Annotated in this window: 15 protein-coding genes; 7 read left to right on the forward strand and 8 right to left on the reverse strand. The window is 47.4% G+C overall.

The features are described 5' to 3' along the window. Nucleotides 1–48 precede the first annotated feature (48 nt). The 6 genes from PN466_RS03510 to map all read right to left on the reverse strand — a co-directional run bounded on the left by PN466_RS03510 (nucleotide 49) and on the right by map (nucleotide 6,084). Complete coding sequence (locus tag PN466_RS03510; RefSeq protein ID WP_271936988.1) at nucleotides 49–1,596, reverse strand: chlorophyll a/b binding light-harvesting protein; 1,548 nt, start codon at nucleotides 1,594–1,596, stop codon at nucleotides 49–51. A gap of 1 nt (nucleotide 1,597) precedes the next feature. Next, nucleotides 1,598–2,629, reverse strand: a complete 1,032-nt coding sequence (locus tag PN466_RS03515) for a chlorophyll a/b binding light-harvesting protein (protein ID WP_271936989.1) — start codon at nucleotides 2,627–2,629, stop codon at nucleotides 1,598–1,600. A 14-nt stretch (nucleotides 2,630–2,643) separates the two neighbouring features. Next, nucleotides 2,644–3,723 (reverse strand): chlorophyll a/b binding light-harvesting protein, encoded by a 1,080-nt coding sequence (locus PN466_RS03520; protein WP_271936991.1) that lies wholly within the window; start codon nucleotides 3,721–3,723, stop codon nucleotides 2,644–2,646. A 428-nt stretch (nucleotides 3,724–4,151) separates the two neighbouring features. Next, a complete protein-coding gene (locus PN466_RS03525; protein WP_271936993.1) occupies nucleotides 4,152–4,547 on the reverse strand; it encodes a DUF309 domain-containing protein in 396 nt (131 codons plus the stop codon). A gap of 11 nt (nucleotides 4,548–4,558) precedes the next feature. Then, nucleotides 4,559–5,116, reverse strand: a complete 558-nt coding sequence (locus PN466_RS03530; RefSeq protein ID WP_271936995.1) for a Fur family transcriptional regulator — start codon at nucleotides 5,114–5,116, stop codon at nucleotides 4,559–4,561. Nucleotides 5,117–5,295: 179 nt separating this feature from the next. Next, on the reverse strand, nucleotides 5,296–6,084 hold the full coding sequence (gene map / locus PN466_RS03535) for a type I methionyl aminopeptidase (RefSeq protein WP_271936997.1): 789 nt from the start codon (nucleotides 6,082–6,084) through the stop codon (nucleotides 5,296–5,298). A gap of 321 nt (nucleotides 6,085–6,405) precedes the next feature. Here map and PN466_RS03540 point away from each other — a divergent pair, with 321 nt between their 5' ends. The 3 genes from PN466_RS03540 (at nucleotide 6,406) to PN466_RS03550 (ending at nucleotide 10,131) form a co-directional block, all read left to right on the forward strand. After that, entirely contained in the window at nucleotides 6,406–8,451 is a 2,046-nt protein-coding gene (locus PN466_RS03540; protein ID WP_271937011.1) for an elongation factor G, read from the forward strand. A 108-nt stretch (nucleotides 8,452–8,559) separates the two neighbouring features. Then, entirely contained in the window at nucleotides 8,560–9,384 is an 825-nt protein-coding gene (locus PN466_RS03545; protein ID WP_271937012.1) for a DUF4351 domain-containing protein, read from the forward strand. A gap of 18 nt (nucleotides 9,385–9,402) precedes the next feature. Further along, the gene (locus PN466_RS03550) at nucleotides 9,403–10,131 is read left to right on the forward strand and encodes an energy-coupling factor ABC transporter ATP-binding protein (protein ID WP_271936999.1); all 729 of its coding nucleotides are present in this window, start codon (nucleotides 9,403–9,405) and stop codon (nucleotides 10,129–10,131) included. Between the two features lie 44 nt (nucleotides 10,132–10,175). On the opposite strand, the gene PN466_RS03555 is transcribed toward PN466_RS03550, so the two are convergent. Further along, a complete protein-coding gene (locus PN466_RS03555; protein ID WP_271937001.1) occupies nucleotides 10,176–10,991 on the reverse strand; it encodes a DUF3598 family protein in 816 nt (271 codons plus the stop codon). A gap of 21 nt (nucleotides 10,992–11,012) precedes the next feature. After that, a complete protein-coding gene (locus PN466_RS03560; RefSeq protein ID WP_271937003.1) occupies nucleotides 11,013–11,909 on the reverse strand; it encodes a hypothetical protein in 897 nt (298 codons plus the stop codon). A 371-nt stretch (nucleotides 11,910–12,280) separates the two neighbouring features. Here PN466_RS03560 and acnB point away from each other — a divergent pair, with 371 nt between their 5' ends. The 4 genes from acnB to PN466_RS03580 are packed head-to-tail and all read left to right on the forward strand — an operon-like array spanning nucleotide 12,281 to nucleotide 15,481. Continuing rightward, on the forward strand, nucleotides 12,281–14,872 hold the full coding sequence (gene acnB / locus PN466_RS03565) for a bifunctional aconitate hydratase 2/2-methylisocitrate dehydratase (RefSeq protein ID WP_271937005.1): 2,592 nt from the start codon (nucleotides 12,281–12,283) through the stop codon (nucleotides 14,870–14,872). 57 nt (nucleotides 14,873–14,929) lie between these two features. Beyond that, nucleotides 14,930–15,079 carry a hypothetical protein gene (locus PN466_RS03570; protein ID WP_271937006.1) on the forward strand — a complete coding sequence of 50 codons (150 nt, stop codon included), beginning with the start codon at nucleotides 14,930–14,932 and terminating at the stop codon, nucleotides 15,077–15,079. Between the two features lie 38 nt (nucleotides 15,080–15,117). Then, nucleotides 15,118–15,348 carry a hypothetical protein gene (locus PN466_RS03575; protein ID WP_271937007.1) on the forward strand — a complete coding sequence of 77 codons (231 nt, stop codon included), beginning with the start codon at nucleotides 15,118–15,120 and terminating at the stop codon, nucleotides 15,346–15,348. 10 nt (nucleotides 15,349–15,358) lie between these two features. Further along, complete coding sequence (locus PN466_RS03580; protein WP_271937008.1) at nucleotides 15,359–15,481, forward strand: hypothetical protein; 123 nt, start codon at nucleotides 15,359–15,361, stop codon at nucleotides 15,479–15,481. Nucleotides 15,482–15,664: the final 183 nt, after the last annotated feature.

A 15,664-nucleotide genomic window follows, 5' to 3' on the forward strand; every position in this document is an offset into this window, starting at 1 on the left:
TATCAAAAAGGGATACCGATCCCCCTGAAGAAGGGGGACTTTTGGGAATTAGGTCAGTCCAGCTCGACTGATTTCGAGCAAAATGAAACTGGCAAAAATAACGCCACCTAAACCCCCAACTAGAAAGCCGGAAGTGAATAAACTCCAATCTTTGTAGCCTTTGATGTTATCGGGTAGAACACCTCGTGGTTTTTGTCCGGGTTGAAAGATTGCCGATCCATATAAGAACAGACAAATACTAAGAATCAGAACTAAACCGCAGGCACTGCCAAATCCGGCTAAAAGAGCGGAATCTGTATCGCGCAGGGGCCCTAGTTTCAGAAATGGGCCCAGAAGCAAATAACCGTGGGCCATGCCAATTTCTAATCCTCGGGCAATGGGAGATAATCCTTTTCGATAAATAGGGAGATTTTTCACCCAAGTTAGACTAATCTCACTGGTGTTTAGGGGAGTAGCCAGATTACCTTGTTGGAAATCATTTTCGTAGGGTTGCACGATCCCTGAAAATAAGGGTTGGTTAAATTGAGTATCCCCAAATAAGGCTTCTGGATTGAATTTCATGTTACTGAAGACAAACCCAGCCGCGATCGCCCGTGCCCTCAGGGCGTGCCAAAAATGACCAGCTAAGAGCAAACTGGCAAAAATGATATGAAACAACATTAACCAAGTCCGCACAGTGATGGTGCCATCGACCGTTAAGGTTTCAGCAGGGCCATAGAATACGGAAGGATAGACCGTCTCATTCACCCAAACCAAGTAGGCAGCGAAGTAACCCATGTAAGCTAGAGCCGCCTGAGAGTAAGACAAATAAGCCTCACCCGACCAGACAAACAGCCCTTTAGCCCAAGCAGTAGGCTGGGTATAAATATGCCAAATTCCACCTAAAATACAGAGGATACCGATCCATACATGACCGCCCACCACATCTTCTAGATTGTTGACTGCGGCCATACCTTGCAGTGTCCAGCCATCGGGGGTAATGCCTACCACATAGCCAAAAATGGTTAGGGGGTTGAGTGTGGGATCGGTGACCAAGCGAACATCGGCGATCGCCGGATCGTATAATCCTCCTACTACAGTTGCCTTCAGTACTAGCAACAGCGCCCCCATTCCCAGCAACACCAAGTGAATGCCGAGAATGCTCGTCATTTTGCCCCCATTTTCCCAGTCATAGCCAAACCCTTTTACATCCAGGGTTTCCGGGCCAAGGACTGCATGATAGATCCCCCCAGCTCCCAGAATGGCAGAACTGATTAAATGAACCACACCAATGGAAAAATAGGGAACGGTATCAATAATTTGTCCTTCACCTCCCACTCCAATCCCTAATGTTGCCAGATGAGGCAACAAGATCAGACCTTGGTTATAAATGGGCAAGTCAGGATTGAGGCGTGAGAGTTCAAACAACGTCATTGCCCCAGCCCAGAGGACAATCAATCCTGCATGGGCAATATGAGCGCCGAGCAACTTACCCGACAGATTGACAAAGCGGAAGTTACCCGCCGACCAGGAATAGGGATTAACAGAATCTTTAACGTAGTCGGTTTCCGGAGAACTTCCTGGAAACGCTACAGAAGTTAAGTTAGCGCTGGTCATGTCAACTTACCTGTCCTCGTGTCGATGTAATGACGCGGCCTTCAACAAAGCTGTATCCTGCTGCTCGCAAGGCATGGAAGAGATGACCTTGTAGAAAGAAGAAGCCCAGCCAAAAATGAGCGTTGGCGAGCCAAACCCGTACAGTTAATGCACCATTCGTGCTGGTAAACACCGGGAAGCGATCGAACGTTAACGATAAGGTAGGGCCGTAAAATTCTATGGGAAATACCGTGGAGTTAACGGAGACAAACAAGGTAGCGATAAAGGCCATTAGGCTAACCGCACCGATGCTATACGAAAGATAGCCCTCACCTGACCAAACAAAGAGGTTTTTTGCCCAAGAGAATGGAGTCGTCTGGATGTGCCAAATTCCACCAAAAATGCAGATTGCACCGATCCAAATATGTCCACCGATGACATCTTCTAGGTTGTCCACACTGGCTAGCCAGTATTTTCCTTGAGTGCCAAAGAAATAACCAAAAATCACGGAGGGGTCTAAGGTAGGATTGCTGACAACGCGCACATTTTGTACTACAGGGTCATAAATTCCTCCTAAGATCGTGGCTTTGGCCACAAGGAGAAACGCGCCTATACCGAGTAAGACCAGATGAATACCAAGAATCGTAGTCATTTTGTTGGCATCATCCCAGCGATAGCCGAAGAAGGGAAAGTTTTGTTCCAGAGTCTTCGGCCCTTTGAGGGCGTGGAATATTCCGCCAGCTCCCAGGAACGCAGAGCTGATGAGATGCAAAACCCCGATGACGAAGTAGGGATAAGTATCAATGATTTGACCTCCTTCTCCGACTCCCCAACCCAAGCGCGCGAGGTTGGGCAGAACAATCAGTCCTTGTTCGTACAGAGATTGATCGGGTTTATACCCCGATACTTCAAAGAGGGTAATTGACCCGGCCCAGAGTACAATCAGTCCAGCGTGGGCTACATGAGCGCCCAATAGTTTTCCAGAAAGGTTGACCAGACGAGCATTCCCGGCTCGCCAGGGAATGGCTTGCATGGTGTCAGTGGCAACTGCCATAAGATACACTCCTCCTATTCAGATTGTTGTATTTGTAAGCCTGTAGGTACGATTAAGGTGACATCTTTGGCTACGAAGTCAAAGAACGTGTTAAACCGTACTCCTTTTTCCGCTATGCGGGCCCGATAGGCGTGCCAGATATGACCAACAAGGGCGATAAATCCAAGAGCGGCATGGACGCTTGAGAGGACGGCTCGGATTCCGGATTCACCAACCGGGCCGTAAAAGGCACTGGGATAAGCAATGTCGTTGACGGTGACAAAGCAAGCGACGCTGAAACCGGCGATCGCCAGCGCTCCTAAGCTGTAAGATAGATAGGCTTCTGCTGACCACACCAGCCTTTGCTTGGCCCAATCGAGGGGTTTAGAAACGATGTGAAAAATCCCCCCACTCATGCAGAGTATGCTCACCCAGACATGACCTCCAATCACATCTTCCAAGCTATTCACGCTGGCCATGCCGGTCATGGTCCAGCCATCGGGACTAATTCCCACGAGATAACCAAAGATTTGTCCAGGATCGAGATTGGGTTGCACCAAGCGGACTTGTTCAATGAGGGGATCGTAGATGCCCCCAAAGCGAGTGGCTTTCATCACCAGCAGTGCCGCTCCCATTCCCAGTAATACGAGATGAATGCCGAGAATCGTGGTCATTTTGTTGCCATCTTTCCAGTCATAGCCAAATCCTTTGATATCCAAAGTATCCGGCCCGAGAACGGCGTGGTAAATTCCACCCGCTCCTAGGACAGCAGAGCTAATCAGGTGTAGCATCCCAATCAGGTAGTAGGGATAGAGATCCACGATTTGTCCTCCGTCTCCTACCCCCCAACCAAGGGTGGCTAGATGAGGCAGCAAGATCAGGTTTTGCTCGAACATCGGTTGCGAGGGATCAAACTGGGAAAGCTCAAACAGAGTCATGGCTCCTGCCCAGAGAACGATTAAACCCGCATGGGCAACATGCGCTCCTAATAATCGCCCGGAAAAGTCAATAAATCGAGTATTTCCTTCGAGTAAGGGGGCCCCAGATTGAGGATTGTCGCCTGGAGACCAGCCCAAGGCTTGGAAGGCTGGCTTCCAAAAGATTGATACGGCCATTTGCATTCCTCAAGTATCCAAACAACAGCGCAAATGAGAACTCGATACCCTCTATTCATGCAAGAATACTAAGGGAAAAAGAGTTTTTCAGATGAGAATAATTTTCACTAAATTGAATTATAGGGATAGAGGCAATTTTCTGGAATAAAATTCACATATCGTTACATTCTCTGGAGAAAGTCGCCAAATAGTCGGTTTTATAGGCTTTACAGTGTTACTGAGCGTTACAAGATTTCCAGGAGTGAGAGGAGCAGCGAATCTTAATTAAGAGTCTTTCTTAATTGAATAGGCTCTTAATAACTTTAATTTAGAGAATAGTTATTCAGTATATCGCAGTACTTGAGATTTGTTGCAAGTCAGTAGGACAGGATTCCCCCTCTTCTGTCACTTTCCACAAAAAAGGGGGAATGATGGTTTCTGGGTCAAGTTTAAGAAGTGCGATCGCTTAACTCGATTTTGGGAAATAGTTGAAAATATTGAGCAATATCTAGCTGATCCGTCTGATTAAGACTGTCTTCTTGCAGTTGAGTGAGTAACGTTTTGCTTTGCAGGAGCAGTTTGCGAATATCTAATCCGGCGTATTCTGGTTGATAGCGACTTAAGCGGCCAATACCTTCACCAAGTAGAATCATCGCCCCCCGCAAATTTTGATTACTGAGATGATAAATACCGACAGCAATTTGCAAAATCCCTTGATAGAGCGTGCGTTCGGGTTCAGAGGCTTCTAGCCAAATGGCTTCTAGGGTATCGTGACAAGCATAAAACTCTTGTTGATTAAATTGTTGAATGCCGTGCCAAAATTCGGGGGGCAGTTGATTACACATGAGATTCGGTTTTACTCAGACTCTTGATCGTCTTGATGCAACTGTTCTTGGATCTCTTCTAAACTATTATTACTAGAGGCGATCGCCCTCGAACAAGACCAACTACTGGGTAACATGGCTGGCCAGCCTTTACGGATTGCTTCTGGACAGATGGCATGAATGGTAAGTTGACAATCAATCATCTGTACACCGGTTTTCGAGGCTTGTTTTAAGCTTTGCTTGAGAATTGTATCATTCTTAAATTCTAGGGTTTGGTTGCACTGAACGCAGACAATGTGATGATGGTGATGGGGATAGGGATGGTTCAACTCGTAATGTTTGTGACCTTCAGCAAGTTCCAGTTCCCGAATAATCCCCATTCTAGCCATCAGTTTCACCGTGCGGTAAATAGTCGATAGGCTAATCCTCTCACCCCTCTGTTTGAGGAGATCGTGGAGTTCTTCGGCGCTCAGATGGTTTCCCCTAGGAAGATTCTGAAAAACATGCAAAATCGTTTCCCGTTGTGGAGTTAAGCGCCAACCTTTGGAATTGAGTTCGGCTTTGAGGGAAGTGGGAGTATATAGAGACATGAGAGACTCTCAAAAACAATGGTGTTCTCAAAATTATAAAGCTCGAATTACTGATTTGCAAAAAAACAAGCTTATTGAGAATAACTCGCAATGTACCCAACTCGACTGTTTCCGCTACATTCTCCATGACCTGACTCAAAGAATCCCCATCCGTTCAGTCTGGGGATTGCTCCAACGTCCTAAGCACTTTTATACTCGTCTTTAGATTCTGGTAAGGTAAGGATTTCTACTCCACTGTCGGTAACGGCGATCGTATGTTCAAACTGGGCAGAGAGCTTGCCATCTTTCGTGATGGCTGTCCAATTATCGTCTAAAACCTGCGCTTCATAAGTTCCTTCATTAATCATCGGCTCAATTGTAAATACCATACCTTTACGCAAGCGTTTGCCCTTGCCCTTTACCCCATAATGAGGAACCTGGGGAGCCGTATGAAATTCACGATTAATCCCATGACCGACAAAATCGCGCACGACAGAAAACCCATGGCCTTCTGCATACTCTTGAATCGCTGCGCCAATATCTCCAATTCTCCCCCCTGGTTTGACCGCAGCAATCCCGCGCATCATGCATTCATAGGTCACGTCTACTAACTTTTTGGCGACTGGAGAGGGTGTTCCCACAAAAAATGTGCGCGATGTATCGCCATAATAGCCATCAAGAATCGGAGTCACATCGATATTGATAATGTCGCCATCCTTGAGTTTTTGTTTAGCATTGGGGATACCGTGACAAATCACCTCATTTACACTGGTACAAATGGATTTAGGGAATCCGTTATATCCCAACGGCGCACTAATGGCTCCATTTTCACGAGTCCAGCGCTCGGCTTCATCATTTAACTCTAAGGTACTGACTCCCGGTTGCACCATGGGTGCTAAGTGATCCAGTAACTGACTGGCTAAGATTCCTGCTTTCCGCATTTTGTCGATTTCACGCCGCGATAATAATACGATCGTTTCGCTTCCCATGTTTCTAATTTCTCAAAGGTCATCACTCTTTACCTATGATAGGGGAATCGGGGGATAGGGGGATACGGGGATGGGGAGATGTCCACCGATCTCTCTCGGGTGAAGCACGACAAGAAAGTTGACAAAAATTCATCAAAACTAATACTCATTCACTTTAGTTCAAAAAAGTACCCCAATTGCTTTAAAAGAGATTGCGAGTTGTTCAATCTCGATGCAGAAGAGGTAACCTCAAAAAATAACGAAGTGATGGTGCATACCGACAACAAAGGATAAAAAATGCCCATCATACCCTCCTTTACCTTAAGAATTGAGGAGAATATTATGAAAGAAACAGGAGTATTGAGCAGCCGTAATGTGGCCATTGTTGGCCCTTACATGAGTGGTAAAACCACGCTGCTCGAAAGTTTAGAATATGTCAGCGGCGCACTATCGCGCAAAGGCTCGACAAAAGACGGAACCAGTATTGGAGACGGATCGCCCGAAGCGCGATCGCAACAAATGAGTGTTGAAATTAATGTTGCCTCCACAGACTATCAAGACATTCATTTCACATTCCTCGACTGTCCCGGTTCCATCGAATTTGCCCAAGAAACCTACAACGCTCTTGTCGGCGTAGGTGCAGCCATTATTGTCTGCGAACCCGAACCCGATCGCATCCTCACCCTGGCTCCTCTCTTCAAATTCCTAGACGACTGGGAAATTCCCCATCTTGTCTTCATCAACAAAATGGATCGCGTCTGCACTGACGAAGAACGCTGCCTAACCAGTTTTTCCGCTCTGCTTACCGCTCTACAATCTGTATCTTCACGGCCCATCATTCCCCATCAATTCCCGATCGCCGCTCAAGACAAAATCATCGGTTATATCGACCTAGTGAGCGAACAAGCCTACCACTACCACCCCGATGCCCCTGCCGATCCGGTTCCCCTTCCAGAGTCCCTCAAAGATTCTGAAACTCAGGCGAGAACCCAGATGCTTGAAACCCTAGCTGACTTTGACGATCACCTACTCGAAGAACTGCTCGAAGATATCCAGCCCTCCCAAGAAGAAATCGTCAAAGATCTGAAAATGGAATTAGGAGCCGATTTGATCGTGCCCGTATTCCTCGGTGTGGCTTCCGAAGGCTATGGCGTGCGTCCGCTCCTGGAGTCCCTGAAACGGGAAGCGCCCTCCCCAGATGTCACTTCAAAGCGGCGTGGAGTCGATCTAGACAGCGATACCCCCATTGCCCAGGTCTTAAAAACCTTTTACACTCCCCAAGGCGGAAAAATGTCTCTGATCCGTGTTTGGCAAGGAGAAATTACGGAAGGCCTAGTCCTCAATGGAGTCCGCCCTGGTGGAATTTATCGCCTGTTCGGACAGCAACAACACTCAGTCTCCAAAGCCGGAATTGGAGAAATTGTGGCCCTAGCACGGATGGATGGGGTGTACACAGGAGATACTCTATCGCCAACGAAAAATGTGGAAGGACTACCCAAAGCGGATAGAGTCCAACCGGTTTATGCTATGGCGATTACCCCCCAAAACCGCAAAGACGAAGTCAAACTTACCCCTGCTCTCAACAAACTCCTAGAAGAAGACACCTCCCTCTATTGGGAACAACATGGAGACACCCATGAAGTCATCCTCTGGGGACAAGGGGAAATCCATCTCAAAGTCAGCCTAGAGCGACTCAACCGTAAATACAATATCCCCATGGCCACCCATTTACCCAGGGTTGCCTACAAAGAAACCATCCGTAAAACAGTTGAGAGTGTTCACGGACGCTATAAACATCAAAGTGGCGGTCACGGTCAATTTGGCGATGTCTACTTAAATATCCGCCCCTTGGAGAGGGGAGAAGGCTTTGCCTTTAATGACACCATCGTTGGTGGAGTCGTGCCTAAACAATATATTCCTGGTGTAGAAACTGGAGTACGAGAATACCTGAGCCAAGGGCCTCTAGGCTTCCCTGTGGTTGACGTGGGGGTTACCCTCACCAATGGTAGTTACCATAGTGTAGACAGTTCGGAACAAGCCTTTAAACAAGCAGCTCGGTTAGCCATGAACACAGGGATGAGTCAAGGTAAACCCACCTTACTCGAACCGATCGCCGCTATTACCATTTCTGCACCCACGGAATTTACCTCCAAAGTCTTGCAACTGCTCAGTGGTCGTCGCGGTCAAATTCTCGGTTATGAACCCTTCGACTCTTGGAAAGGATGGGATCAAACTTCTGCGTATCTTCCCCAAGCTGAAATGCAAAACTTTATTATTGAATTACGCTCTCTCACCATGGGAGTCGGTTTCTTTGATTGGAAGTACGATCATTTACAAGAAGTCCCCGATAAAATTGCCGATCGCGTGTTAGCAACTACGGCTGAATAGACGGCTTGCAGAAGTTAGGCAATGGTCAGTCAATTGTTAGGGTGGGTAGTGCCCACCCTGTCAAGCCGCCTATCTTTAATTAAGTTAAAACAACCCGGTTTTACTCCCTTGGCCTACGACAACACCTGCAAATACCTCGCCGAAAAATTCCCAGAGTCCTTCATCAAATGGTTGCTTCCCCTAGCGCAACTGACTCCCGTTGAAGTCCTCAAAACCGAACTAATACAAGAACCCATCCGCGCTGATTCTGTCACCTTCTTAAAAGCGGGTAATCAAATTCTACACATCGAGTTTGAAACCCGTCCCTATTCTAAACCTCCCCTACCGTTTCGGATGCTCGACTACTACGTGAGACTCAAACGGCAATATGGTGTCTCCGTGCATCAAGTGGTGATTTTCTTACGAGAAATGGTTTCCGAGCAAGCTTTGGTCTCCAAGTACGAGGACGGAGAAACCCAACATCCTTATCAGGTAATTCGACTCTGGGAACAAGATCCCAATTTACTCCTATCGTCTCCCGGTTTGCTACCCTTGGCCACCTTATCTAAAACGACTGAACCGCGCCAGTTACTACAGCAAGTGGCTAATCGGGTTGCTACAATCGAGGAGAGCCAACAACAAGCAGATGTCCTAGCTTGTAGTCAAGTACTGGCGGGTTTGAGATTTGAGAAAAAGTTAATCAGACAACTATTGAGGAAAGAGACGATGCGCGAGTCAGTGATTTATCAGGAAATTCACGAAGAAGGGCGGCAAGGTGAAGCCGTGTCTTTAGTTACTCGTCAATTGACACGACGAGTGGGGGCGCTTTCTCCGGAATTGGAAGCGCAGATTCAGTCTTTATCTGTGGAAGTTTTGGAAGATTTGGGGGAAGCGCTGCTCGATTTTACGGGAGTTGAGGATTTAGTATCTTGGTTGGCAGAGCGCCACTCTTGAGTTGAGGAAGTAGAACGGATGAGAGTTGATGAAGCGCTGGCGATCGCTGTTTCTAATCTGAATTTTTCTTATCCTGACCAACCCAACGTCCTGCAAAACCTCAATTTCACCATTCGAGAAGGGGAACGGGTGGGGTTAATTGGCCCCAATGGAGCTGGAAAAACTACGCTATTTTTTTGTTTGTGCGGGATCTTATCACCGACGAGCGGAGAGATGCGACTCTGGGATAAACCCGTTGAGGTGGGACAGTTTCGGCCAGAAATTGGTTTGGTCTTTCAAAATCCCAACGATCAGCTCTTTTCGGCTTCTGTCTGGGATGATGTGGCCTTTGGCCCAGAAAATATGGGTCTGTCTCCCGATCGCGTGAAAGCCTGTACTGAAGAAGCCTTGAGCTTAACTGGAATGACCGAATTAGCCGATCGCTCTCCCTATCATCTATCAGGGGGACAAAAGCGCATGGTGGCCATTGCCTCTGTGTTATCCATGCATCCCCAAGCGATCATTTATGATGAACCCAGTGCTAATCTCGATTTGCGATCACGGCGACGTTTAATCAACTTCCTCCAAGCGTCCCGAGAAACCCTACTCATTTCCTCCCATGACCTCGATTTAATCCTAGAAGTCACCTCTCGCACGCTTCTCCTCGACTCCGGTAACATCATTACAGATGGGCCGACGGTGGAAGTCATGGGAAACACGCAAACCATGATTGACCATGGCTTAGAAGTTCCCCACCGACTCCAATAATACAGTGCTTCCCTATTGCCTACTGCCTATTGCCTATTGCCTACTCATATTTTCCTTTCCCTCACCAAGCTTAAACGCTGCCATGCCCCCTGAGCATCGTAACTGCGAATTAACCGTAGGCGCTCAGTAGGGGAAATTAACCATCCCACCTCTAAAAAGAAGGGTTTTCTAGATTCCACATGAATAGGAGTCGTGGTAGAACTCCCATCGGGGAGTAAGAGGACTTGTACCGGTTGAGATCCTCCAGTAAATTCTAGTCTTGAACCTTCTAAGGTCGTGGTTGAGGTCAGGGAAATATCACCGCTCTTGAGTGTTTGAGTAATTTGATTACCCTCTCGTGAAATAGATAGGGTGCTTCGAGTATAGTTTGGGGGACGTAAGTCAGGATAGAGAGCGATCGCTTCTCCTTCCCAGGTTCCTAAGAGTTGATCGATCGTTAAAGGGGGACGTTCGGGAACGGTTGTGTCTCGGAGTTTTTCCCGAATCAGGGTAATTTGATCCAGGTAGCCTTTTTGATAAAGGATAACAAAGCGTAAACGGCGCTGTTCGTGAATGAAGCCAAATTCACCCCCAAAAGTGCCTACTGGGTTATAGTGGGCGCTGCCTTGGGAAAAGTGCCCATTGTCAAAGAAGAGAAGGTTGCGATGGAGAGATTTATATTCAAGTTCTAGAATTGGGGGTGGGGTTTCTCCTGGGGGAAAGCGTTGTACGGTTTGATAAACGGTTTGGTTGTTATCTCTACCTTCAAAGGTAACGACGGTGGGAGTATCTTTTTCAACGATGCCCAGGGGGGAAAGTTGGGTAAAGGAGCCATCCCAAATACCGAGGTTTTCTAGGAGATTTTGCCACTGCGATCGCATAATTTAGGGAATAGGGAATGGTTAATTTGTTGTATCTTCACAAACTTGAGGGAGTACTGCGCCGTTTAGACAAGCCTGTTGTGCCATGGCTACGGCTACTGCATCAAATACGGGAGTCGCCCATTGGGTAGCGGCTTCCCAGGATCTGGCTTTAGCAATAATTTCCCTGGCTTGGGCAACTTCTAGAATAGCGACATGCGGATTATATTCGGCTGCGCGTTCAATTAAGGGATGCCAAGCAAGAGAGTGACCTTCGCGATCGCTTTTTCCACCGCGAACTCTGGGACCGATGTTGCGTAAACCCTGCTGTTGATAGAAGGGTTGGAGTTTGGCTTGAATCCGATTTTCCCATAGGCGATCGCGCTGATGCAACCCCGTAACGAGCATTTGTGCCCCTGGAAAGGGGTTTGCTTCACTGACAACATGGGCATCGGCGGTTAAAATCATAGTCTGTACATTGCGATTCCCTTTATGTACACCCGCAATAAAGTGTTCTAAGGCTTGAAACCCGTCGAGATTTTCGCCATACATTTGAATGGTGGGAACCAAGACATAAAATCCGAGGGCGTTTAAGCGTTCATAGAGTTGATTAGCCGTAACCGTATTCCAATAGAGTCCTACATGGTAGCCATCAACTTTAGCTCCAGGTTGCATGGAGTTGCTGGTGTACTGAATGGGTAAAATGGCGATCGGACGGTTGGTGTTGATGCGAATGGGAGCAACATCGGCATGAGTCCAGTTTTTACCGGTGTAGTTATAACGCACGCGATAGATGCCTTGCCCGGCTTCAAAGCTATAGTTACGGCCATCGTCAATAATGGTGACTTGGGGAGTAGGGTCAAATGTTGCAGTTTGGGCGCGAGTTATTGCCTGTGGAGTGAGTCCATATAATAGGCTCAGAGCAATAATACGACCCATTGCTGACGAGACCACTATTCCCCAAATTTTGGATAAAAAGCTCATCGGGAAAATTGGGTTTGAAACCCCGCCCTTCCAGGGCGGCTTGACTTTCTTATTGTGCCACAACCACAGATTATGTACGATTTAGCTCTAAGTAGTATTAGAGAGCTATTCTCTCTTCTATAGATTACAGCTTAAAGCCTTAAACCCTAATCACTGCAAGCTTTTGCTAGAGTCCCTATTGCCTAGTGCGAAACGCTAGACTTCTCCTTCTGCTTGATGAAATGGATAACCATTACGGATCGGAGGATACGTTTTCCTGACTCCAGGAGACGCTACACTGGGAAACTCCTTCATAATTAGAGAAACGAATCAGGAGAGCGACCCATATGTTTCTAGATGACTATCGTCAACATGCCCAAGAACGGGCTGCCCTCGGTATCCCTCCCCTTCCTTTGGATGCCGCTCAAGCCTCTGAACTGTGCGAACTGTTGAAAGATCCGCCAGAGGAACTCAAAGAAGAGTTACTGATGTTACTGCGCGATCGCACTCCGCCTGGAGTCGATGAGGCAGCTTACGTAAAAGCGGGGTTCCTAACGGCTGTTGCGAAGGATGAGATCCAGTGTCCGTTGATTTCCCATCAGGGGGCGATCGACTTGCTGGGGACGATGGTGGGAGGATATAATGTGCGATCGCTCGTTGATATCCTCAAAAGCAATGATAACGGCATGGCCAGTGAAGCAGCGGCTGCTCTGAGCAAAACCACCCTCGTCTTCGATGCCTTTAACGAAGTCCTAGAACTCTCGGAAGTCAACCCCTACGCCAAACAAGTCATCGACGCTTGGGCGAATGCCGTCTGGTTTATCCGTCGTCCCAAAGTAGCTGAAGCCATTACCGTCACCGTCTTCAAAGTTCCTGGCGAAACCAACACCGATGACCTTTCCCCTGCACCCCACGCCACTACCCGCCCTGATATTCCTCTCCACGCTCTAGCCATGCTAGAGTCTCGGATGCCAGAAGGCTTGGAAACCATTGCCAAACTGAAAGAAAACGGCCATCCTGTCGCCTATGTGGGCGATGTTGTGGGAACCGGTTCCTCCCGCAAGTCTGCCATTAACTCCGTTCTCTGGCACATTGGCGAAGATATTCCCTTCATTCCCAATAAGCGGGCAGGAGGATACATCCTCGGTAGTAAAATTGCTCCCATTTTCTTCAATACCGCCGAAGACTCTGGCGCACTGCCCATCGAATGCGATGTTAGCAACCTGAACACTGGGGATATCATCACCATCCATCCCTACAAAGGAGAAATTACCAACCAAGCGGGAGAAGTCATTTCCACATTTGCTCTGAAACCCGAAACTATCCTCGATGAAGTGCGCGCGGGTGGGCGTATTCCCCTGCTCATCGGACGCAGTTTAACCGATAAAACCCGCGAAGCTTTGGGGTATGAAACCAGTCCTTTGTTTACCCGTCCCAGCGTACCGAGCGATACCGGGAAAGGCTTCACCCTAGCGCAGAAAATGGTCGGGAAAGCCTGCGGACTCCCAGGTGTGCGTCCGGGAACCTCCTGTGAACCGATCATGACGACGGTTGGTTCTCAGGATACCACGGGACCGATGACTAGGGATGAGTTGAAAGAACTCGCCTGTTTGGGTTTCAACGCAGATTTAACCTTACAAACCTTCTGCCATACCGCCGCCTATCCGAAACCGGTAGACATCAAAACCCACAAGGACTTACCCGACTTCTTCTCGACTCGTGCCGGGGTTGCTCTGCGTCCGGGAGATGGCATCATCCACTCCTGGCTCAACCGGATGCTCTTACCGGACACCGTAGGCACGGGGGGCGATTCCCACACCCGTTTCCCCCTGGGTATTTCCTTCCCCGCCGGTTCCGGGTTGGTCGCATTTGCGGCTGCTCTGGGCGTGATGCCGTTGGATATGCCAGAGTCGGTGTTAGTCAAGTTTACGGGAGAGTTGCAACCGGGGGTTACCCTGCGCGATATCGTCAACGCCATCCCCTGGGTAGCCATGCAACAGGGTAAGCTGACTGTCGCCAAAGAGAACAAAATCAATGTGTTCAATGGGCGCATTATGGAGATGGAAGGCTTACCGGACTTGAAGTTGGAGCAAGCGTTTGAGCTAACGGATGCCACGGCAGAGCGTTCTTGCGCTGGTTCTACGATTAAGTTAAGTGCGGAGACAGTGGCTGAGTATCTGCGATCGAATATTGTATTGATGAAAAACATGATCGCTCGCGGCTATGAGGATGCCGTTACTCTCACTCGTCGCATTGCCAAAATGGAGCAATGGTTGGCAAACCCAGAGTTAATGTCAGCCGATGCAGATGCCGAGTATACCGATCGCATCGAGGTCAATTTAAGCGAGATAAAACAACCCATTGTTGCCGCTCCCAATGACCCGGATAATGTCAAGTTAATGAGCGAATGTTCTGGCGATCGAATTGATGAAGTATTCATCGGTTCTTGTATGACCAATATCGGCCATTATCGGGCAGCCGCGAAGATTTTGGAAGGCGCAGGAACGGTAAAAGGTCGCCTCTGGATCTGTCCCCCAACCCGCATGGATGAACAACAGTTACGGGATGAAGGAATGTACGGTATTTTTGCCGCTTCTGGCGCAAGAACGGAAATGCCGGGATGTTCTTTGTGCATGGGAAATCAAGCTCGCGTGGAAGATAATGCCACGGTTTTCTCGACTTCGACCCGTAATTTTAACAACCGCATGGGTAAAGGTGCGCGAGTCTATTTAGGCTCGGCAGAGTTAGCAGCCGTCTGCGCTCTTCTCGGTAAAATCCCCACGGTGGATGAGTATTTAGATATTGTCGCCAAGAAGGTCGATCCATTCAAGGCTGAATTGTACCGTTACCTGAACTTCAATGAGATTGAGAACTTCGAGGATTTCGGTCGCGTCATTCCTGTGGAGCAGATGCCCAAGTTAGAGGAGGCTGTAGTGTAGTAGTATAATTATTGGGGTGGGTCTTTTATTGACTCACCTCGATCGAGATTATAATTTATGGGAAAAAGTCATTTTAAAAAAGCAATATTATCTTTGGAGGCTCGGATTGCTGAACATCAAGAAAAAAGTAGATTAGAATTAAATAAGGAGTTTCCAGATCAAGGATTGATTAACCATTGGCAAAAGGAAATTAAAGCCTTTGAATAAGGTATTCAACAAGCATTAAAAAGGTTAGGGAAAAACTAATGCAATTAATTACTAAAAAAAATAGCACTCAAAAGTCCACTTTCAATCAATTGATTATAGAATTACAGGAAGAATGTCAAAATGTTCTTTCTTTGATTAATCAATTACAACTTTCTGAGTTAAGCGATCGCCAAAAAGGTCAAATTTTATCAGAGTTATTAGTAGCGTCAATTCATTTACATTCTCACTGTGATGAGGATTGGCAAAATTTAATTTCTGATGAGTTATAATCTTTAACTGATGATGAGAATTAAAACTGAGTTATACCATTATCTCAATTTTGATGAGATTGACGGTTTCAAGGATTTCGGTCGCGTCATTCCTGTGGAGAAGATGCCCAAGTTGGAAGAGTCTGTGGTATAGTATGATAATTAGGGTGAGTCCTAAGTTTAGGACTCACATACTCAATAGACATCTCCTAAAACCATTAAAACCTTTGAGCATAAGGTTTTTATCCCATCATCAACTCGGAAGCTCCCAATGCAACTTTAACGAATTTATAGGACTTTAAGCTATTTCACAATAGCCACTTTCAAAAAACATAGG

The sequence above is a fragment of the Roseofilum reptotaenium CS-1145 genome, assembly GCF_028330985.1.
Lineage (GTDB): Bacteria > Cyanobacteriota > Cyanobacteriia > Cyanobacteriales > Desertifilaceae > Roseofilum > Roseofilum reptotaenium.